Genomic DNA, 20,439 nt, shown 5'->3' with positions numbered 1-20,439 from the left:
ATCCATACCTTGTGCTAGCATGAGTGATTCATTGGAGTGAAATTTTTGTAAGGACATCAGGTTGATCGTTTTAAAATGGTTGAGTTTATTTGTTGCACTAGGTGCCGGATTTTTTGCAAGTCAGCTATTGGACTTCACGACAGTAAATAACGTTGATATTGAATATTGCTATCTTTCGTCCCAAGTATGCGAACAAGATAATGTTCAAATAAAACTGGAACGAGACATCACTCGCCCATTGCAAGCCAATAAAATGACAATAGTGTGGCCATTTGACCAAGAGAAACCGTTAACATTGACATTACGAGGGTTAGAAATGGACATGGGAATCGTAAAGGTCCCCATCACACCCGTGGGAAACAACACTTATCAAGCCGATGTTGTTTTACCTATTTGCACACAAAATCAAATGACTTGGATTGGTGAATTAACCGATGGGTCATTAACCATCCACCCGGCAATAAGGTCCATTAATGAGTAAAAAATATTTCATCGCAATCATCATACTCTTTATTTTCGGCCTGTATTTAGGACAACGTTATTCCATTAATACCCCTGTCAGCGATATTGAGCCTGATCCTATCGTTGATTTGCAATCTATTGTATTCCATGGAAAACTTGGTGAGCAAACGTTCCCTTTTGATACCAGTGATTCTCGTATTAGGATTTTATACTTTGGTTTCACAAAGTGCCCAGATGTGTGCCCAACATCCTTAGCCGTACTTGCTGGTGCACTGAATCAACTCTCTCCTGAAGTACTTGCTCAATTTCGCCCTATTTTTATTACTCTCGATCCAGAAAGAGATTTGGGTGAAAATGTCGACGAATTTGCAGGATACTTTAATCCAAACATTAGTGGCATGGCGACCTCATTAGAACAAACGGCACAACTCGCCAATTTCTATAACGTATTTTATAAAAAAATCACGTTGGAAAACTCCAACCTCAATTACACTTTAGATCACACGTCATACTTCTATTTTGTGAAACCTGATGGCACACTACTGCAAAAAGTACCACATACTATGACGCCCAAGCCCATCTTGGACGCAATAGAAACGGTCATTTCATCTCCATCTCAGCCTACGTCAGGAAAATAACAATGAATAAAAAACGCTTTCTACTTACCTCACTTTTACTTACTTTTGCTCAAGCCACTTATGCCGATATTGTCGCAGAGGGAGCCTATGCTCGTGAAACAGCCCCATCAGCAACAACCAGTGCGATATTTGTTACATTAAGCAACCCGGACTCAGAAAATATCGAGTTGGTAAGCGCAACAGCTTCTAAAGCAGGCAAAGTAGAATTACACGATATGATCAAGGAAGGGGACGTAATGAAAATGCGTCAAGTGGAAAAGATCACAGTGCCAGCAAAAGGGAAAACAGAACTAAAACCTGGTGGCTACCATGTGATGCTGTTTGATTTAGCGGGGCCACTCAAAGAGGGTGAAAACATCTCTGTAAAATTAAACTTTTCCAATCAACAGTCTATTTCCTTCGATGCCCCAATCAAGAAAGTAATGATGGGAATGAAAGCGTCACATCATCATTAAGTATCAATAAAAATCAGTCGTAATATGTATCTTCCCCCCTCTTGGCATTTTTCAACGACAAGAGGGGGGGATTTAATTTTAATGTGACGAGGTGTTCAAGCAGACCTTAACTTACTTTGTCCTCACGCGAGCTTGCAAATCGTTCCTGCGATAACAACTGACTCAGAAAGACTTCATCTCCGTTATCATTTGGATCCTCCGCAGATATCCTACTCTCAGGAATAGGGATCCCTCGTTTATATAATCGATTCAACGCTCGAATAATTAAGTGACGATGTACCGTCCCACCGACTAATTTTTTTAATAAAGGGTCGGCAAATGCTTGTAGAGAAACGATTGAATCAACACCTAGTTTATTCGCTACCTCATCGCGCAATGACCGAGCTGGCGAATAATTACACTGTGAAGACATATATAACCAAATATAAGAAATCGCATCGCCATGCTTTCCAACATCAATCCATGCTTTTCCAGCATGATACATGGCCTTAGTATTACCACGCTCTGCTGCACACTCAAGCCAAAAACACCCTTTCTTATGATCTTTTGTTACGCCGCGACCATTAACGTAATTCAACCCCAGCTTTATCATTCCATCATGATTCTCTAGCTGAGCAGCTTTTGCATACCAATAGTTTGCATCAACAACTTGTTCTTTAGGTGAATCATCACTTAGGCACCAATCTCCCAAAAATAACTGTGCATCAATGTGCCTAGCGTGCGCAGCATCTTGAATAACTTTAATGCCAAGTTTATGATTTTTATTTACGCCTAGGCCCGAAAGTAAAGCCTTGCCGGCTTCAAATAAAGCCGACATATCACCTTCGATCCCTTTAATATAAGTCTTCCAAAAACGGGCATTTTCGACCATGATTGGATCTTGCCCAAAGCGGCTACATAGCCTTACAACTCCATACATTCCAGTTGCATTTCCTAATAATGCAGCTTTTTCATACCAAAAAATGGCCTCTTTGAAGTCTTTCAATTCCGCTTGTTTCGCTAACAAAAGTATCGATGGAAGATGATTTTCTTCTGCTTTTTGAAGAAGTTCTTGTTTTTCTTGAGCATGATTGCGCTGTATTGCTTTACGGTGAGCAGCCGCACGAGCTTTCTTATCAGATGCTGCGAGTTTTTGTTTTGCGGAAACCGCCGTCATCCAGATCACACTAAAAATTAGCATCACCCCAACTAAGCCAATAAATATTCCTATTAGATTCATATACCCGTCATTATTTGTTGTGGAAACGCCCATCAATCCTTGCGTGAAACTGGTTCTTTACTTATACAGCATAGGTAACGAGCTGTGATTACACCAATAAATCCGATTTATAATTCGCCAGAAAAGCGCCCAGAGTCTAGTTTTTATGACAAATCTACTATTATTTTTTTAGTTGATAGCTTGACCAATTGGATGCAAAGCTTTTAACTTGAGATGTCAGCAAATCAATTTAATGATAAAAAGTGATCAAATATAACAATGACTAAATTATATGCTCGTCCCTACCCTTTAGGCGCAACAATTGACTTAAGTGGTTGTAATTTTTCTATTTACTCGCCAACCACCAAGCCTATTCAATTAGCGCTATTTGATGGTAAAACCGATACGTACACACTCCATCCCCTAGAGAATAATTATGCCGGAGTGCAATACACCTATCTATCCAGTATCGAGCCAGGGCAGAAATATGGCTACGTTATCGAGCAAGAGGACGGAGAGTTGCAACTCATTTCCGATCCTTACGCAAAAGCGCTAGACAAAGAACTTCACTACGAGCCACCTTATACGGCGGAAAAAAGTTTTACGATGGCAAAATCCACCGTCGTCGACGATCTATTTGATTGGCAAAATATCGAAAAACCTGACATCCCGCTTGATGAGACAGTACTTTTCGAAACACATGTGAAAGGAGTGACTCAGCTCAATCAAGAAGTAAACAAAGTGGTTCGAGGGAAGTATTTAGGGTTAATTGATCCTGCTATGCTCGCTTTTTATAAACAAAACCACATAAAGACCCTACAGCTTCTCCCCATTGCCGCCTGTATGCATGAACCTCATTTATTAAACATGGATAAGGTTAACTATTGGGGATACAACCCATACTTATTTATGGCTCCAGATCCTCGCTACGCGGTATCGGATGCAGTAACCGAATTAAAAACCGTCGTTCGTGAGCTACACAGGCAAGGTATTGAAGTCGTATTGGATGTTGTATACAACCATACGGCAGAAGCCGGCGAAGATGGTCCTACATTTAATTTACGTGGACTCGATCCTAATTACTACATTACCCATGGCTCTCACTATGCCAATTTCACGGGCTGTGGCAATACACTTGACCTCAACCATCAACCATCATTGAATCTCGTGATGGATACGCTCCGCTATTGGGTAACAGAATACAAAATAGATGGCTTCCGTTTTGATTTAGCTGCGACGCTAGGCCGAAATGGTGAAAACTTCAGCCAAGATGCTGCATTCTTTAAAGCTGTTGCTCAAGATCCCGTTTTAAAACAGGTGAAAATGATTGCGGAACCTTGGGATATTGGCCCTAACGGCTACCAAGTTGGCAACTTCCCATTAGGGTGGAATGAAACCAACGATAAACTCCGTGATATATCTCGCAGCTTCTGGCGCGGAGATCAAGGCTTCCTTAAAGAATTTGCAACACGCATTATGGGGTCACGGGATCTTTATAGTGCAGCGAATTGGCCACATAAATTAACCGTAAACTACATCACCTATCACGATGGTTTTACACTGCAAGATCTCGTTTCGTATAAGCACAAACATAACGAAGATAATGGAGAGCAAAACCGCGATGGGCATGGTGACAATCGCTCAGACAACTACGGAGTCGAAGGTGATACATCCGATCCCGAAATCATTTTGGTACGTGAGAGACAAAAGCGAAACCTTATGACATCTTTGCTGTTCGCTTTTGGTATTCCTCATGTATTAACCGCCGATCTCCTTTCTCATAGTCAAGGCGGAAACAATAATGCCTATTGTCAAGATAACGCAATCAGCTGGTTAGACTGGCAACTCACACCAACTCAATCCAGTTTTAATAACTGGTTAGCGAGTCTCATCAGTGTACGTCAAGAAATTATGCTGCCATTTATTCGAGCCTTCAGTGGCGTTTCAAGAAACTCTAACCGAGTATTTTGGCGTAAAGTAGATGGTTCACTCTTGGAACACGATGATTGGAATAGACTCAATACCGTCGCGCTGCATTTAGGCATAGGGGAAGATGGAGAAGAACTTCTCTACTTAATAAACCAAACCCAAGCAACTGCTCGATTTATACTTCCAGCGGAGCTCAGGCAAGAATGGGTAACAGTGTGCGATTCTAACGACAGTGAATTCAATACTACTCCTGTTACAAGCCGCGACATTATTCAGCCCAAAATGTCGATTCGGATTTTGCATAGCAAACCGTAAGTAGGTTTTAGTCACTAAAAAGAGCCGGGGGAATCATTCTCTCGGCTCTTTTTAATTAGATCTTTTTTATTCAGCTCTCTTTATTCAACTATCTTTATTCAGCCCTATTTATTCACAAAAAAGTCCTTCGTTTTTACATTGGTGGTTTAGATTTTTCTCGCACTGCTGCACAATATCGTTAGACTATGGCTCCACTCTCGAAATGAGATGTATTCTTAGTTCTGTTTGAAATCCCTAAATTAGGATTATTATGTTCAAATTATTTGAAAGTTTTACACAAGCTTTCCCGACCGATGATCCACAGTGCCCCCCTGATACTTTATGGGCATTTTGCCAGCATTACACCAAAGGCTTTGGTTGGCCTTTGCTTGCCATCGGCTTTCTAAGCACCTCTATTGCCATTATCGAAGTGTCGCTATTCGGTTATATGGGCTCGCTTGTTGATTGGTTAAGTACCAGTAACCCAGAGACTTTATTTACAGAGAACGGTTCGGAGCTTTTAATCCTAGCATTTCTTATAGTGATAGTGATGCCCGCACTTGTAACACTGCATTCGCTTCTGCTACATCAAACCATGTTGGGGAATTACCCAATGTCAATTCGGTGGTTAGCTCACCGCTATTTACTCAAGCAGAGTTTATCTTATTACCAAGATGAATTTGCGGGTAGAATTGCAACTAAAGTGATGCAAACCTCTCTCGCAGTACGCGAGACCGTTATGAAAGGTGTTGATGTCTTTGTTTACGTCATCGTCTATTTTTTCTCTATTTTGGTGATGCTCGCCGACGCAGATTGGCGTTTAATGCTGCCGATGTTTTGCTGGTTCTTAGCTTACTTAGCCATTCAATTTCACTTCGTGCCAAAACTGAAAAAAATCGCGTCAGCTCAAGCCGATGCACGCTCGATGATGACAGGTCGTTTGGTCGATAGTTACACCAATATCCAAACCGTAAAGCTGTTCTCTCACCACCAACGAGAGACAGAATACGTCAAAGATAGCATGAACGATTTCTTAGCGACGGTAAAAACACAGATGCGCTTGGTAACCGGCTTTAACATGCTGGTAGAGTTTGCTAACTATCTATTGCTCTTCAGTATTTCTGCCATTTCAATTTACCTCTGGAGCATTGAATCAATCAGCGTTGGAGCCATTGCCATTGCGATTTCACTCGCTCTTAGAATTAACGGCATGTCAAAGTGGATCATGTGGGAAGTCGGTGGTTTATTCGAAAATATGGGAACGGTCGTTGATGGTATGAACTCATTGTCAAAACCGGTCCAAATTCAAGATGCGCCAAAAGCACAGGAATTGGCAAAATGCGAAGGAGAGATAACGTTTGATCAAATCCGTTTCAATTACGGTGAAAATATCAACGTCATTGATGGCCTATCGCTTACCATTAAACCCGGTGAAAAAATTGGTATCGTCGGACGTTCCGGGGCTGGGAAATCCACCCTAGTCAACCTGCTGTTACGATTCCACAACATATCGGAAGGTGAGATTCGCATCGATGGCCACCCAATTAACGCACTTACTCAAGATTCTCTGCGCAGTATGATCGGCATGGTTACTCAAGATACCTCACTACTGCACCGCTCGATACGTGAGAATATTATTTACGGTAAACCCGATGCAACGGAAGAAGAATTGCTGGCAGCGACCAAACAAGCACACGCACATGAGTTTATCGAAACCTTGACCGACCCACACGGTAACGTCGGTTACGATGCACAAGTTGGTGAACGAGGGGTTAAACTCTCCGGGGGTCAACGTCAGCGTATTGCTATATCTCGTGTATTACTAAAAAATGCACCGATCCTCGTACTTGATGAAGCCACTTCAGCTCTCGATTCTGAGGTCGAAGCGGCCATTCAAGAAAGCCTCAATCAACTGATGGAAGGAAAAACTGTTATCGCCATAGCGCACCGTTTGTCCACGATTGCAGCGATGGATAAATTAATCGTTCTCGATCAAGGCTCGATTTCCGAGCAAGGAACTCATCAAGAATTATTGGAGAAGAACGGTATTTACGCCCACCTTTGGGCACACCAAACCGGTGGGTTTATAGCCGAAAATTAACGGTGAAAAGGGGGAATTCCCCCTTTTCGTTTAGCTGCAACTTCCTTAGAATCCCCTAATCTTTTTCACATTTCTGTTTTAGGTAAGTATTAACCATGAATAAAAGCGTGATTACCAATTTAATCGCCGCAAGCGTCGTATTAATAGGCTATCAAACTGGCAACAATCTCATTCTATCTGCTGGTTTATTTGCACTTTCAGGAGCCATAACCAACTGGCTTGCTGTCTATATGTTGTTTGAGAAAATTCCTGGCGTATATGGATCAGGCGTCATTCCACTGCGCTTTGAAGCTTTCAAAAAAGCCATTAAAGATATGATGATGGATCAATTTTTCAGCTCTGAAAACATCGCTCGTTTTTTAAAGCCCGGAGGCATCAGTCAGAAATCCATCAATTTTGGCGCGGTGTTGGATAAGATAGATTTCGATCCAACCTTCAATAGCCTAGGCGAAGTGATTATGACGTCACAATTTGGCGCGATGCTTGAAATGCTGGGTGGTGTTGAAGCTCTTGAACCAATGAAAGAACCCTTTATCGAAAAAATGAAAGCGGCGGTTGAAGAAATTAGCGAAAGCGATGAAGTCAAAGAAGCGATTGCAACCCAACTCAGTGAAGGAATGAATAGCAACGAGATTCGAGCACACATCGAAGAGATCATTGAGTTACGCTTAAATGAACTCACACCACAAGTGGTTAAAGAGATAGTTCAATCAATGATCAAAGAGCACCTTGGGTGGCTCGTGGTTTGGGGTGGTGTACTTGGTGGTTTAATCGGTATCGTCGCGGCTTGTTTATCGTAGTCAGCCAACAACTATCCACATAGAACGGTCAGGAATTCAATGAACCTCGAAGAGATATATCGCCGCGATTTAAACCTATTGGTAGCACTGCGCGTGTTAATCGAAGAGAACAGCGTCAGTAAAGCGGCTGCTCGGCTTAACCTAAGTCAATCGGCCATGAGTCGAGTGCTTAGCCGTTTGCGAATCTTGCTCGATGATCCCTTGTTCACACGCCATGGCCAACATTTAATCCCAACGGAGAAAGCGCTCGAACTGAACCAAAGCTTTAGTGGTCCATTGGAATCGATTCGAGAGCTACTCTCACCGATCGATTTTAACCCGAAAGAGTGTACGCAATCTTTTACCATTGCGACGACTGACTACGCAATGCAAACCATATTGCCATTTGCGTTACCACGGATATATCAAGAAGCGCCTAATGTATCGTTTAATTTTCACCCATTACAGCATGAACGCTTAGCGGATCAATTAACTCATGAAGGCGCAGACTTAGCTATTTGTCGACCAACTGGCAGCGTTTCTCCATTGCAAAGCGACGTACTAGGCAGAGTAAGTGTCTCTTGTCTGCTGTCAAAGAATCACCCATTAGCCAAGAAAAACTTAACCTTAGATGACTACCTCCATTATCCCCATGCCATGATCGCAATCAGTGATGGGGTAAAAGCGCTCATTGAACAAGCATTAACTGGGCAGCCAGAAAGGAAAATGGTTCTGCGCGCTTATCATTTAGAGGCTGCTCTAGCCATTGTCGATGTACTTCCGGTCATTATCACGGTTCCAGCCGATCTCGCTTATCTGGTTTCAGAACGCTACGATTTAGTGGTAAAACCACTCCCGTTTAGCTTTACTCCGTTTGAATATATGATGATTTGGCATCCTCGCTGCGACCACGCTACATCTCAGCAGTGGCTTAGAAATATTGTCAGTCAAGAGTGCAGCCGTCTTATCGCCAAACGAGTAGAAGACTTAGGGTTAGAGGCATAAAAAAGCCTAATCATTTGATTAGGCGTTAGAAATTCACAACAAATAAAGCGGTAATTAAAGCTTAATCACAACACGCCCTGTTGTCTGTCCATTGGTAATCGCTTCAGCAAACTCAGCGGCTTGTTCAAGAGAAATTTCAGTACACGCATTTTGATAATAACTATCTGGAAGAAGTTGAGTGAGCTTATTCCATGCCTCCAAACGTTTCTCGTAAGGACAATGCACTGAATCGACACCTTGCAAACGAACATTACGCAAAATAAATGGCATCACAGTTGTCGGTAAATCAAAACCACCAGCCAAACCACACGCGGCCACGGTACTGTTATAGTCCATTTGCGCTAGCACTTTCGACAATACCTTAGATCCTACAGTATCAACACACCCAGCCCAAACTTGCTTTTCTAGTGGTCTTGCTGACTCTTCAAACGCAGAGCGATCAATGATTTCGCTTGCACCTAAGTCTGTCAAAAGTGGACCATTTACGTCAACACGTCCGGTAACCACACTCACCGTGTAACCCAATTGTGCGAGCAAACTCACTGCAACACTGCCAACGCCTCCGCTTGCGCCTGTCACCAATACTTTACCGCTTTCAGGTGTCACGCCACCATCAATCAACGCTTGAACACACAACATGGCCGTTAGACCGGCAGTTCCAACCATCATTGCATGTTTCGCTTCTAAACCATCAACCAGAGGTACCAACCAATCTGCCTTCACACGAGCTTGCTCTGCCATTCCACCCCAATGGTTTTCTCCAACGCCCCAGCCGGTCAGTACCACCTTGTCGCCAACGGCAAAGCGCTGGTCATTCGATTCAAGCACACTGCCAACGAAATCAATACCTGGAACCATTGGAAATTCACGAATAATTTTTCCTTTGCCGGTTATCGCTAATCCATCTTTGTAGTTAAGCGAAGAATAATCGACCGCTACAAGCACATCACCATCGGGTAACTGGCTACTGTCTAGTGTTTCTATTGCTGATGTTGTTTTCTTATCTTGTTGATTTAAAACCAATGCCTTAAACATGAAAATCTCCACAAACCATTCAAATAATGTCTACCGACAGTCTACTCTCAGACTATAAATGAAAAAAATGAAAGTTAAACATAAATGATATGCATAAAACACATAACCTTTTAGCAAAGTGTTTATGTAAAACGATAAACCGTAAAGACAAAGCATAAATGAAATGGTACTTTCAAAGCGTGACCTAATTTTCAAACCTGACCACCCCCCGACTAAAGCGGTAGATAATGGACATTTTACTCGATAATTTTCTCTTTTCCGGCACTGTCACCGGGCCAATATGCTTAATGCTATTTCTTGGGATTATCTTTCGCCGCATTGGATTAATCGATGGTCATTTTATTGAGGTCGCTTCTCGGCTGGTTTATAACGTAACGCTTCCTGCGCTTCTATTCCTTAGTGTTATGGGCTCAAGTCACGATATCAGCAGCAGTGGAACTCTCGTCGCGTTCGGTATTATCGGCACATTGCTTTTCTTTATCTTTCTCTCCTTAGTGACCCATCGCTTATTTTCTCATGACAGCGACAATGGCGTCATTATTCAAGGGGGATTTAGAGGCAATGTTGCTGTCATCGCACTTGCTTATGTCTCAAATGCTTATGGAGATGATGCGTTAGCCGTAGCTGCCTTGTACGTTGCCGGACTGACCTTAACGTATAATGTATTAAGTGTGATTACACTGTCTCCTAAAACTGAGAACAGTGCTGTGAAAGCGCTACCAACAGTGGTGAAATCCTTAACAAAAAACCCACTTATTATTGCCATTATCCTTGGCATAATCTGTAGTCAGCTTCAGCTAACCATGCCCAAAATTGCCAACGATGCCGGTCGATACTTAGCCAATATGACATTACCCCTCGCTTTGATGTGTGGCGGTGGATCACTCGATCTACGTCAACTGTATCGCGACAAACATTCAGCCTGGTTTTCAACAGGCGTTAAGTTGATTATTTGCCCAATAGTGTTCACATCGCTCGCTATTATGATGGGCTTTAGAGGCTTAGAATTAGGCATAATCTTCCTCACCAGCTCCTCTCCCACCGCCGCCGCCAGCTTTGTACTTGCCAAAGCAATGAACGCAAATGGCACCTTAGCAGCAAATATTATTGTGCTCTCTACATTGCTGTCGATCATCACCAGCACTATGGGGCTTTTTATCCTTTCAAGCCTGTCGTTAATCTAAACTTAATTCAACTAAGTGACTGAAACCATCAACGTTAATGTGTAGTTCCAAGTAAGTTATGTAGCAGCAACGTCTAGTTAAATAGATAAATAAGTTAATAGCTGCACCAATTTGGAACACAACACTTAATTAATGCCTTCAACGTCAGAATAACTAGCTAAACCCTCCAAATTTTGCACTATTTTAGGACTTAACATCTAGTTAACACCTTCAATTTCAGCATGACTCGCTAAATTACCCTATATATATTATCAACTTCACCCTTCAGCCTCTTGCTATATAGAGTTTAACTCTGTTATTTTGGTGCAAAGCAGATAATAGGCTCAATAATAACCTACAGTGTGGATATAAAATCCATCAATTGATAACATATTTCGAGTTTTGTAAAATTCTAAATAGAAATAAAAGCGCTTTCATGAGGTTTAGCGATAAGAAATATCTCATAGAAGCAATAAATAACATGGAGTAACACAATGAACAGAAATTCAATTACCAAAGCGTTATGGCTGAGTCTTGGTTTAACCGCAATCACCGCATCTAGCGCCACATTTGCAGCCAATGTACCTGAAGGAACGAAACTCGCAGCAGTACAAGAACTTGTTCGTGGTAACGGCTCAGAAGTCGCTTCATTAGATCCGCACAAGACTGAAGGTGTACCAGAATCCATGGTAATTCGTGATTTATTGGAAGGTTTGGTTAACCAAGATGCAAACGGTAATACCATTCCTGGTGTGGCAGAAAGTTGGGAAACCGCTGACAACCAAACATTCATCTTCCATCTTCGCCCTGAAGCAAAATGGTCAAATGGCGATTCAGTTACTGCCGAAGATTTCGTATATAGCTTACAACGCGCCGTTGATCCTGCGACTGCTTCTCCATACTCTTGGTATCTTGAAATGACCACAATGGAAAACGCAGCCGATATTATCGCGGCTAAAAAAGACAAATCCACGCTTGGTGTTAAGGCAATTGATGCTCACACATTAGAGATCAAACTTGAGCAAGCGGTACCGTATTTCATCCAAATGATGGGTCACACCACTGTTAAGCCGGTTCACCAAGCGAGCATTGAAAAATTTGGCGATCAGTGGACCAAGCCTGAAAACTTTGTTGGTAATGGTGCCTACACACCTGATACATGGGTAATTAACGAACGACTAGTGCTAAAACGCAACCCGAACTATTGGGACAATGACCATACCGTCATCGACCAAGTGACTTACCTTCCAATTGAAAACCAAAATGCCGATATGAACCGTTTCCTTGCCGGTGAAGTCGACATGACGTATGAAGTCCCTGTTGAGCAATTCAAACGCTTGAAAAAAGAACACCCAGAATCTGTCGTCGTTACTGGCAACCTATGTTCATATTACTATGGCTTTAACAATGAACGCGCGCCGTTCGACAATGTGAATGTTCGTAAAGCACTGTCTTACGCGATTGATCGTGATGTCATCGCTAACGCTATCATGGGACAAGGAGAAAAACCTGCTTATTTCTTAACGCCAGAGATCGTCAATGGGTTTAGTCCAGTGGAACCAGACTACGCAAAATTAACCCAAAAAGAGCGTGTAGAAAAAGCGAAAGAACTGCTTGCTGAAGCAGGTTTTGATAAATCAAATCCACTTAGCTTTACGCTGCTTTACAACACCTCAGAAAACCATAAAAAAGTCGCGACAGCTGTTCAATCAATGTGGAAACAAGCACTTGGTGTGAAAGTGTCCCTAGAAAACCAAGAGTGGAAAACCTATCTTGATACTCGTCGCCAAGGTGATTTCGAAGTGACTCGTGCCGGCTGGTGTGGTGACTATAACGAAGCTTCTACCTTCCTCTCTTTAATGCAGTCAAATAACAGCTCCAATGACCCGCGTTACCACAGTGCTGATTATGACAAAGTGATGGAAAAAGCATTAACAAGTACCTCAGAAGAGGAACGCAGCGCGTTGTATGCCGAAGCAGAGAAACTCCTAGCGAACGATATGCCAATCGCCCCTATCTATCAATATGTTAAAGCTCGCCTTCTATCTCCAAAAGTCGGTGGTTACCCATATAACAACGCAGAAGAGAAGATCTTCACCAAAGATCTTTACATTAAAGCTGAGTAATAACTTTTAGTATCACTCCGTACGCTGGCTACTCGAATGCGGTAGCCAGTGGCTTAACGTCAGTAATTACAATAACTTAAGAGTTATCTCATGCTTAGATTTATATTAAAGCGGGTATTAGAAGCAATACCTACCCTTTTGGTGCTCATTACCATCTCCTTTTTCCTGATGCGATTTGCACCCGGTAATCCTTTTTCCAGTGAGCGGCCACTTCCTCCAGAAGTTATGGCAAACATTAACGCCAAGTATGGCTTAGATAAGCCGGTTTCCGTTCAATACTTGACCTATCTCGGAAATGTCTTGCACGGCGATTTTGGACCTTCTTTTAAATACAAAGATTTTTCAGTTAACGAACTCGTATTCAGTGCACTGCCTGTATCTGCAAAAGTTGGCTTTGCCGCGTTTATATTTACCGTCATTCTCGGAGTCCTGATTGGCACGCTGGCCGCGATACGGCAAAACTCCTGGTTTGACTACATCATAATGGCGTCTTCGATGATCGGAGTGGTCATGCCCTCCTTTGTTTTGGCTCCGGTATTAATTTATATTTTTTCAATCAAATTAGGCTGGTTCCCAGCTGGTGGTTGGCAAGATGGTTCCTTTAAATACATGGCGTTGCCCGTTGTTGGTATGTCGATGCTTTATGTTGCCACCTTCGCTCGGATAACACGCGGCTCGATGATTGAAACGCTCAAAAGCAACTTTATCCGTACCGCTAAGGCCAAAGGACTCAATTATCGTTACATCATAATGAAACACGCATTAAAGCCCGCCATGCTCCCTGTTGTCTCATATATGGGGCCAGCATTCGTAGGAATCATCACCGGTTCCGTCGTCATCGAAACCATATTTGGTTTGCCCGGTATCGGTAAGTTATTCGTCAATGCCGCCTTTAACCGAGATTACTCATTAGTCATGGGCGTCACCATTTTAATCGGATTTCTGTTTATTTTGTTCAATGCTGTCGTCGATATTCTGCTTGCCTATATCGACCCGAAAATTCGCTACTAGGAGGCTAAGATGATTACCAAAAAAGAAAATCTCAAAGCCCTAGAAAACTTCTCAGAGCAACTTGAAGTTGAAGGCCGAAGTTTATGGCAGGATGCTCGTATTCGTTTTATGCGCAACCGAGCTGCAATGGTGAGTCTGTTCATTCTTGTACTTATTACTCTTGCCGTTATTTTCTTGCCTATGCTGGCAACATTTAGCTATGAAGATACCGACTGGTATGCAATGAATGCCGCCCCTTCAGCGGACCATATTTTCGGCACCGATTCACTGGGTCGAGATATTTATGTGCGCACGCTAATTGGTGGCCGAATTTCTCTGATGGTTGGCATATTAGGCGCAATGGTGGCCGTGCTCATAGGGACGCTTTATGGGGCGACATCAGGATTTTTAGGTGGCCGAGTTGATCGCATTATGATGCGTATCCTTGAAATCTTATATGCGATTCCGTTTATGTTTTTAGTCATCGTATTAGTGACCTTTTTTGGTCGTAACATTATGCTGATTTTCGTCGCAATCGGTGCCATTGCCTGGTTGGATATGGCTCGGATAGTTCGCGGTCAAACACTCAGTTTACGTGGTAAAGAATTTATCGAAGCTGCACACGTTTGTGGTGTTAGCAAATGGAAAATCATTACCCGCCACATAGTACCGAATGTACTAGGCATTGTTGTGGTCTATTCAACTTTACTGATCCCAAGCATGATACTAACTGAGTCTTTCTTATCCTTCCTAGGATTAGGTGTGCAAGAACCAATGACCAGTTGGGGAGCTCTACTTCAAGAAGGTGCAAACACCATGGAGATCGCTATTTGGCAACTCGGCTTCCCCGCTGCTTTTATGATATTAACCCTATTCTGCTTTAACTATGTCGGTGACGGTCTACGTGACGCTCTCGACCCTAAAGACCGCTAAGTTAAGGATATAACTATGAATTTATTAGATGTACGAGATCTTAGAGTCGAATTTGCCACTCAAGATGGCAGTGTCACGGCAGTTAACGACTTAAACTTTTCTCTTAACCAAGGCGAAACACTCGGAATTGTAGGTGAATCAGGTTCAGGTAAATCTCAAACCGTATTTGCCATCATGGGCTTGCTGGCCAACAACGGTCGAGTTTCTGGTAGCGCGAAGTTTGAAGGCAAAGAAATTCTAAACCTTCCAGAGAGCGATCTAAATAAGATTCGAGCGAATCAAATCTCGATGATATTTCAAGATCCAATGACATCACTGAACCCTTATATGAAAGTCAGTGATCAATTAATGGAAGTGCTCAAACTACACAAAAACATGAGCCCAAATGAGGCCTTTGAAGCATCATTGAAAATGCTCGATGCGGTTAAAATTCCCGAGGCTCGTCAGCGCATTAATATGTATCCACATGAGTTTTCTGGTGGTATGCGTCAGCGAGTGATGATCGCAATGGCTTTACTGTGTAATCCAAAACTCTTAATTGCCGATGAGCCAACCACAGCCCTTGATGTAACGGTTCAAGCTCAAATAATGGACTTGCTGAATGAGCTGAAAAAAGAGTTTAATACCGCCATCATTATGATCACCCACGATTTAGGCGTTGTTGCCGGATCTTGCGATCAAGTTTTAGTGATGTATGCAGGACGCACGATGGAATACGGCGGCGTCAATGACATTTTCTATCACCCAAGTCATCCCTATTCAGAAGGGTTACTCAAAGCAATCCCACGACTTGACACCGAAGGTGATATTTTACCAACCATACCGGGTAATCCTCCAAACTTGTTGAACTTACCACCTGGTTGCCCTTACCAAGAGCGCTGCCATCGTGTTGTTGAGCATTGTAAGCAGCAAGCACCCTCGTTAGAAACGTTTGCCAACCAACGCCAACGCGCTTGCTTCTCATCGTGGGAGGAATGGAAAAAATGATCAATGAAAAAGATCTGTTACTAGATATCAACAACCTCAAGGTGCACTTTAACTTAGCGTCGAAATCAGCGTGGCCCTGGGCCAAACCAATAACGTTGAAAGCCGTAGATGGTATTGAAGTAAAACTATACCAAGGTGAAACTCTGGGCGTGGTTGGTGAATCCGGTTGTGGTAAATCGACATTTGCTCGAGCCATTATTGGCTTAGTTGAGGCGACAGAAGGCCAAGTTATGTGGCTTGGCCAAGATTTAACCCGGATGAAAGATGTTCAGCGTCGAGAAACTCGCAAAGAAATTCAAATGATTTTCCAAGACCCGCTTGCCTCGCTTAACCCGAGAATGACGATTGGAGAAATTATTGCTGAGCCCTTGCAGACGTTTTATCCGAACTTAAAAAAGGATGAGATAAAGCAACAAGTGAAGGAAATGATGACCAAGGTTGGTTTATTACCTAATGTCATCAACCGCTACCCTCACGAATTTTCTGGTGGCCAATGTCAGCGTATCGGTATCGCCCGAGCTCTTATCCTTAAGCCCAAGATGGTAATCTGTGATGAGCCAGTCTCAGCTTTGGATGTATCGATCCAAGCTCAGGTTATTAATCTACTGATGGAAATTCAAAAAGAGATGGGGCTAAGTTTAGTCTTTATCGCGCATGACCTTTCTGTGGTTAAACATATCTCAGATCGCGTAATGGTGATGTACTTAGGTAACGTTGTCGAATCTGGTGAATCCAAGGCTCTCTTTGCTGATCCGAAACATCCTTATACCAAAGCATTGATGTCTGCGGTGCCAATACCGGATCCTAGGTTAGAGCGAGCCAAGCAGATCGAAATGCTAGAAGGAGATTTACCTTCACCAATCAACCCTCCTTCAGGTTGCGTATTTCGTACTCGCTGCCCCAAAGCCACTTCACAATGCTCTAAAACAAAACCGACTTTAGTGGGAAGTGAAAAGCATAAAGTGGCTTGTTGGATGGCAGAAGGGTAACTAAGCCTTTCAAAAGCTTGGCTTGCTATTCGACTTAATCATCGAGGACTGTTCGTCGAAACGTTCAGTCCTTTTTCCACCAACATCTCTTCAATTGGTCCAACACGTTTAGACATCTATAAAGTGCCCTTTCTCTGGCAAGCGTTTAGACTAGCCACAAGTTAATATGCTTTACGTTTGATATTAAGCTGAACTTTTATCTTAAATCGCATAGTATTACTAGGTTGTGGACTCAAGGTGAAATTTTCTCAGAATTACTTGTAAATTTAGTCACATAGACCTTGGATTTACATCAATTTTAACGAATATATACTTCATTTTCGGATTAATTATGAACATTGAAAAGGCGATATTTGACGCAGCCGTAGAATTGATAAACTCTCGATACTCAAGTGGTTGGGGTGGTGCAGCGGCAGTCCGCACTGAAACAGGCAAGATTCTTACTAGTGTAGCTCCGGATATTAAAGTGGAATCGTTGGGATTATGTATGGAAGTTGGCGCTTATCTTGAAGCTCATAAGCTGAACGAAGCTGTCACTCATTCATTGTGTATCGCAAGAGACGACGAACACTCAGAGTTTAAAGTACTATCGCCCTGTGGCGTATGTCGAGAAAGACTTGTTCATTGGGGAGGGGACGTCATGGCAGCGGTAAGTACGCCTAACGATGAACTAACGTTTAAATCGATACGCGAATTAATGCCACATCATTGGTCTTTGGCGTTTGGTGAAGAACTATAGCGCATTAATATCTGCTGCAGACTTTACTAATTTGCTTCTAAAAATAGAAAACAAACGGAGAATATCGTGAAAGGAAAGCATGTCGTTATTGTTGGAGGCAGTTCAGGCATCGGGCTCGCGCTGGCAAAACAGGTTGTTGATCTGGGCGGTAAAGTGACGATCGCCTCTCGATCAGAAGAGAAATTACAACTGGCAGCAGAATCAATTGGCTTTAGCATTTCCACCCATGTATTAGACGCCAGTAATGAGACTGAAGTTATCACATTTTTCAACAAAGTTGCCGACATCGATCACCTCGTCGCAACGATTAAGCCAACTCACATCTCAAACCAATTTATTGATGGAGAGGTGAATTCACACAAAGCGGCATTTGAGGCCAAATATTGGGGGCAGTACTATTTAGCCTTGCATTCAATTCGTTCAAACTCGGTGACCAACAGTATTACGTTCACATCCGGCATTGCAGCCTCACGCGGTTACACCGGATTCTCTGGTACAGCTGCGATTAATGGTGCAATCGAATCATTAGTTAAATCGCTGGCTGTCGAGTTAGCTCCCGTTCGTGTTAACGCATTGTCCCCTGGCTTTATAGAACGCTTCCCCGACGATCATCAACGATATGATACGGTTCAAAATTTAGGCAGCAAAATACCTTTGAAACGCTTGGGAAGCCATAAAGACGTCGCGCAAGGGTATCTATTTCTAATGAACAATAACTATTCTACGGGCACTGTTCTTACCATTGATGGTGGAGAATTAAGCGCGTAAGCCGATCCTCATTGTCAAAATAAATACCACGCAGATCAACAGTGTGGCATTTATTTTAAGTTCTTATTGCAGCACAGAGATTCGAGAAAATAGATTCAGCCTAAGACTCGCTTGGTTGAAAGTAGTTACTCTTGATCATCACTTGTGCTGAATAATTCTGACGAACAATATCCAATAATGTGGTGACTTGAACGGCCAGTTTTGCATAAGCGCTACTTGGGCTAACTTCAGTCAGGCGGGCAAAATAAAAGGTCGTCCACGTTGCTAAATATTCACCAATTAATTCTTTTACGTGCTGTTCTTGCTCATCGTCGATCAACATCCCTAACACTATTAGCATCAAACCAATATGATCTTCTGGGTCTTCAGCATTTTCACGCAACCCTAATCCACAATGTTCAATAAAGTCACAATAACTCTTGTTCGATTGACCGAATAAAATCGACTCTTTATCAAGGTACATCGAAGACCACGGTGGAGCAGGCATCAACTCTTGCATTGTAAACAAGCGCTCATGTTCGGTTTGCAATTCCGTGCGATCGACAAACTTAAATGCATCCAGCGCTTGGCTCACTTCCTTGATTGGGGTTTCGACATCGTCATTATCAAGATAGGTGTTGATTGGAAGGTGTTCAAAATCATTTGGCTGATAATAAAACAAGGTTCCGAAGAGTTTGCAAACAATGGCGAGATCAGGTCGAGAGAGGTCTTGTAGCTGCACAATAAAGCCTTAATAAATCCGTGTGCGATAATATCCATTACCATCGCGTTATTCTGAGCGAGTAAACATAACGGATTTTTTTGAATTAATCGACCTAAAACCCAACGCCATCGGTAAATGGCATCGACTAAAACTGATCACGAATGCGTTGATAATGGCCACGAATATGATCAATCAACAACTTAACCTTATTGGGTGGTTGGCGTGTATAAGGATACACCGCGTAAATACCCAGCATTTTTCCGACCTGTTCTGGGAAAAGATCCACCAACAGCCCTTCTTGAATATCCTGATACACCAATACACGAGGCACATAAATAACGCCCTGCCCAGCCAACGCTGCTTTGCGTAAGCCTGCCAAACTATCGGTAAAAAAACTCCCTTTTACATGGACTAAATAGTGCCCGTCACTATTCTTAAACTCCCACTCACTCGCCCCAGTGGTCTGATACGCATACTGAAGACAATTATGGTTTGCCAAAACATCTGGGGTGATAGGTAAACCTTGGCGACGAATATAGCTAGTTGACGCACAGACCACCCAATGTGAATCAACGAGATGACGTGCAATCATGCTTGAGTCTTCTAAGTATCCAGTTCGAATAACTAAGTCATAGCCGTCTTCAATCAAATCAACAAACTTATTATTAAGCGACATTTCAACGGTTAAACCGGGATGCTGGTTGCAAAACTCCGCCACTACTTCCGCCAATAAAAGCTCCCCAGAAGTCGTCGGCACTGACATTCGAATATGTCCGCTCACATCTTCACCATAACCAGATACAGCATCAAACGCTTCTTGAGCGGCTTGCTTCACACTTTTCGCATTGTGTAACAATACCCGCCCCGCCTCAGTTAACGTGAGTTTTCGAGTCGTTCGATACATAAGTTGAACACCTAACTCCTCCTCTAAACGCGCAATTCTCTTGCTAACCACTGAATTCGTAAGGTTATTTTTCTCTGCTGCTTTACTAAAACTTCCCAGCTCAATGACTTGAGAAAACAGGATTAGGTCATCCGCACGCATGTTATTAGTCCACTTTTAGAAATAATCAATTTCATTATTTCTCTATATTCATAAAAAAGAAAGGGGTAAATTCACGCCAACTTAACAAATTAGTCACATT

19 protein-coding genes are annotated in these 20,439 nt (G+C 42.6%); 15 read left to right on the top strand and 4 right to left on the bottom strand.

The window, feature by feature from the left end; translation table 11 throughout:
* Positions 1-61: 61 nt before the first annotated feature.
* From ACWU4D_RS03790 to ACWU4D_RS03780, 3 genes are read left to right on the top strand one after another with little or no spacing between them, the layout of a single operon-like run.
* The gene (locus ACWU4D_RS03790) at positions 62-481 is read left to right on the top strand and encodes a hypothetical protein (protein WP_456050063.1); all 420 of its coding nucleotides are present in this window, start codon (positions 62-64) and stop codon (positions 479-481) included.
* A complete protein-coding gene (locus ACWU4D_RS03785) occupies positions 474-1,100 on the top strand; it encodes an SCO family protein (protein ID WP_456050062.1) in 627 nt (208 codons plus the stop codon). Before ACWU4D_RS03790 ends, ACWU4D_RS03785 begins: the two co-directional genes overlap by 8 nt.
* A 2-nt stretch (positions 1,101-1,102) precedes the next feature.
* Entirely contained in the window at positions 1,103-1,555 is a 453-nt protein-coding gene (locus ACWU4D_RS03780; protein ID WP_456050061.1) for a copper chaperone PCu(A)C, read from the top strand.
* A gap of 106 nt (positions 1,556-1,661) precedes the next feature.
* Here ACWU4D_RS03780 and ACWU4D_RS03775 read toward each other — a convergent pair whose 3' ends face one another.
* Positions 1,662-2,774: a tetratricopeptide repeat protein gene (locus ACWU4D_RS03775; protein ID WP_456050060.1), complete on the bottom strand. Its 1,113-nt coding sequence runs from the start codon at positions 2,772-2,774 to the stop codon at positions 1,662-1,664.
* Positions 2,775-3,032: 258 nt separating this feature from the next.
* Here ACWU4D_RS03775 and glgX point away from each other — a divergent pair, with 258 nt between their 5' ends.
* The 4 genes from glgX to ACWU4D_RS03755 all read left to right on the top strand — a co-directional run bounded on the left by glgX (position 3,033) and on the right by ACWU4D_RS03755 (position 8,861).
* Positions 3,033-4,997: a glycogen debranching protein GlgX gene (gene glgX, locus ACWU4D_RS03770; RefSeq protein WP_456050059.1), complete on the top strand. Its 1,965-nt coding sequence runs from the start codon at positions 3,033-3,035 to the stop codon at positions 4,995-4,997.
* 250 nt (positions 4,998-5,247) lie between these two features.
* Positions 5,248-7,077 (top strand): ABC transporter ATP-binding protein, encoded by a 1,830-nt coding sequence (locus ACWU4D_RS03765; RefSeq protein WP_456050058.1) that lies wholly within the window; start codon positions 5,248-5,250, stop codon positions 7,075-7,077.
* 95 nt (positions 7,078-7,172) lie between these two features.
* The gene (locus ACWU4D_RS03760; protein ID WP_456050057.1) at positions 7,173-7,877 is read left to right on the top strand and encodes a DUF445 domain-containing protein; all 705 of its coding nucleotides are present in this window, start codon (positions 7,173-7,175) and stop codon (positions 7,875-7,877) included.
* 39 nt (positions 7,878-7,916) lie between these two features.
* Positions 7,917-8,861 carry a LysR family transcriptional regulator gene (locus ACWU4D_RS03755; protein ID WP_456050056.1) on the top strand — a complete coding sequence of 315 codons (945 nt, stop codon included), beginning with the start codon at positions 7,917-7,919 and terminating at the stop codon, positions 8,859-8,861.
* Positions 8,862-8,915: 54 nt separating this feature from the next.
* On the opposite strand, the gene acuI is transcribed toward ACWU4D_RS03755, so the two are convergent.
* On the bottom strand, positions 8,916-9,896 hold the full coding sequence (acuI, locus tag ACWU4D_RS03750) for an acrylyl-CoA reductase (NADPH) (RefSeq protein WP_456050055.1): 981 nt from the start codon (positions 9,894-9,896) through the stop codon (positions 8,916-8,918).
* A gap of 227 nt (positions 9,897-10,123) precedes the next feature.
* On the opposite strand from acuI, the gene ACWU4D_RS03745 reads away from it, so the two are divergent.
* The 8 genes from ACWU4D_RS03745 (at position 10,124) to ACWU4D_RS03710 (ending at position 18,591) form a co-directional block, all read left to right on the top strand.
* Positions 10,124-11,080, top strand: a complete 957-nt coding sequence (locus tag ACWU4D_RS03745; RefSeq protein WP_456050054.1) for an AEC family transporter — start codon at positions 10,124-10,126, stop codon at positions 11,078-11,080.
* A gap of 473 nt (positions 11,081-11,553) precedes the next feature.
* The gene (locus tag ACWU4D_RS03740; protein ID WP_456050053.1) at positions 11,554-13,185 is read left to right on the top strand and encodes an ABC transporter substrate-binding protein; all 1,632 of its coding nucleotides are present in this window, start codon (positions 11,554-11,556) and stop codon (positions 13,183-13,185) included.
* Between the two features lie 90 nt (positions 13,186-13,275).
* On the top strand, positions 13,276-14,196 hold the full coding sequence (gene oppB / locus ACWU4D_RS03735) for an oligopeptide ABC transporter permease OppB (protein WP_456050052.1): 921 nt from the start codon (positions 13,276-13,278) through the stop codon (positions 14,194-14,196).
* A 9-nt stretch (positions 14,197-14,205) separates the two neighbouring features.
* Positions 14,206-15,108: an oligopeptide ABC transporter permease OppC gene (oppC, locus tag ACWU4D_RS03730; protein ID WP_456050051.1), complete on the top strand. Its 903-nt coding sequence runs from the start codon at positions 14,206-14,208 to the stop codon at positions 15,106-15,108.
* A 15-nt stretch (positions 15,109-15,123) separates the two neighbouring features.
* The gene (gene oppD / locus ACWU4D_RS03725) at positions 15,124-16,095 is read left to right on the top strand and encodes an oligopeptide ABC transporter ATP-binding protein OppD (protein WP_456050050.1); all 972 of its coding nucleotides are present in this window, start codon (positions 15,124-15,126) and stop codon (positions 16,093-16,095) included.
* Positions 16,092-17,084: a murein tripeptide/oligopeptide ABC transporter ATP binding protein OppF gene (oppF, locus tag ACWU4D_RS03720; protein WP_456050049.1), complete on the top strand. Its 993-nt coding sequence runs from the start codon at positions 16,092-16,094 to the stop codon at positions 17,082-17,084. Before oppD ends, oppF begins: the two co-directional genes overlap by 4 nt.
* Positions 17,085-17,412: 328 nt before the next feature.
* The gene (locus ACWU4D_RS03715) at positions 17,413-17,823 is read left to right on the top strand and encodes a cytidine deaminase (protein WP_456050534.1); all 411 of its coding nucleotides are present in this window, start codon (positions 17,413-17,415) and stop codon (positions 17,821-17,823) included.
* Between the two features lie 66 nt (positions 17,824-17,889).
* Positions 17,890-18,591, top strand: a complete 702-nt coding sequence (locus tag ACWU4D_RS03710; RefSeq protein WP_456050048.1) for an SDR family oxidoreductase — start codon at positions 17,890-17,892, stop codon at positions 18,589-18,591.
* Between the two features lie 100 nt (positions 18,592-18,691).
* Here ACWU4D_RS03710 and ACWU4D_RS03705 read toward each other — a convergent pair whose 3' ends face one another.
* Both ACWU4D_RS03705 and ACWU4D_RS03700 read right to left on the bottom strand, forming a co-directional pair.
* Entirely contained in the window at positions 18,692-19,312 is a 621-nt protein-coding gene (locus ACWU4D_RS03705) for a TorD/DmsD family molecular chaperone (protein WP_456050047.1), read from the bottom strand.
* Between the two features lie 127 nt (positions 19,313-19,439).
* Positions 19,440-20,339 carry a LysR substrate-binding domain-containing protein gene (locus tag ACWU4D_RS03700; RefSeq protein WP_456050046.1) on the bottom strand — a complete coding sequence of 300 codons (900 nt, stop codon included), beginning with the start codon at positions 20,337-20,339 and terminating at the stop codon, positions 19,440-19,442.
* Between the last annotated feature and the right edge of the window lie 100 nt (positions 20,340-20,439).

This window comes from Vibrio phycocola, assembly GCF_053850235.1.
The sequence above is the reverse complement of the archived record's forward strand: the minus strand, read 5'-3'. Positions and strand labels throughout refer to the sequence as shown.

Excerpts from the sequence above, each read along its gene's own strand:
- ACWU4D_RS03785 (WP_456050062.1), top strand. The coding sequence starts at position 474 with ATGAGTAAAAAATATTTCATCGCAATCATCATACTCTTTATTTTCGGC.
- ACWU4D_RS03780 (WP_456050061.1), top strand. The coding sequence starts at position 1,103 with ATGAATAAAAAACGCTTTCTACTTACCTCACTTTTACTTACTTTTGCT.
- ACWU4D_RS03775 (WP_456050060.1), bottom strand. The coding sequence starts at position 2,774 with ATGAATCTAATAGGAATATTTATTGGCTTAGTTGGGGTGATGCTAATT.
- glgX (WP_456050059.1), top strand. The coding sequence starts at position 3,033 with ATGACTAAATTATATGCTCGTCCCTACCCTTTAGGCGCAACAATTGAC.
- ACWU4D_RS03765 (WP_456050058.1), top strand. The coding sequence starts at position 5,248 with ATGTTCAAATTATTTGAAAGTTTTACACAAGCTTTCCCGACCGATGAT.
- ACWU4D_RS03760 (WP_456050057.1), top strand. The coding sequence starts at position 7,173 with ATGAATAAAAGCGTGATTACCAATTTAATCGCCGCAAGCGTCGTATTA.
- ACWU4D_RS03755 (WP_456050056.1), top strand. The coding sequence starts at position 7,917 with ATGAACCTCGAAGAGATATATCGCCGCGATTTAAACCTATTGGTAGCA.
- acuI (WP_456050055.1), bottom strand. The coding sequence starts at position 9,896 with ATGTTTAAGGCATTGGTTTTAAATCAACAAGATAAGAAAACAACATCA.
- ACWU4D_RS03745 (WP_456050054.1), top strand. The coding sequence starts at position 10,124 with ATGGACATTTTACTCGATAATTTTCTCTTTTCCGGCACTGTCACCGGG.
- ACWU4D_RS03740 (WP_456050053.1), top strand. The coding sequence starts at position 11,554 with ATGAACAGAAATTCAATTACCAAAGCGTTATGGCTGAGTCTTGGTTTA.
- oppB (WP_456050052.1), top strand. The coding sequence starts at position 13,276 with ATGCTTAGATTTATATTAAAGCGGGTATTAGAAGCAATACCTACCCTT.
- oppC (WP_456050051.1), top strand. The coding sequence starts at position 14,206 with ATGATTACCAAAAAAGAAAATCTCAAAGCCCTAGAAAACTTCTCAGAG.
- oppD (WP_456050050.1), top strand. The coding sequence starts at position 15,124 with ATGAATTTATTAGATGTACGAGATCTTAGAGTCGAATTTGCCACTCAA.
- oppF (WP_456050049.1), top strand. The coding sequence starts at position 16,092 with ATGATCAATGAAAAAGATCTGTTACTAGATATCAACAACCTCAAGGTG.
- ACWU4D_RS03700 (WP_456050046.1), bottom strand. The coding sequence starts at position 20,339 with ATGCGTGCGGATGACCTAATCCTGTTTTCTCAAGTCATTGAGCTGGGA.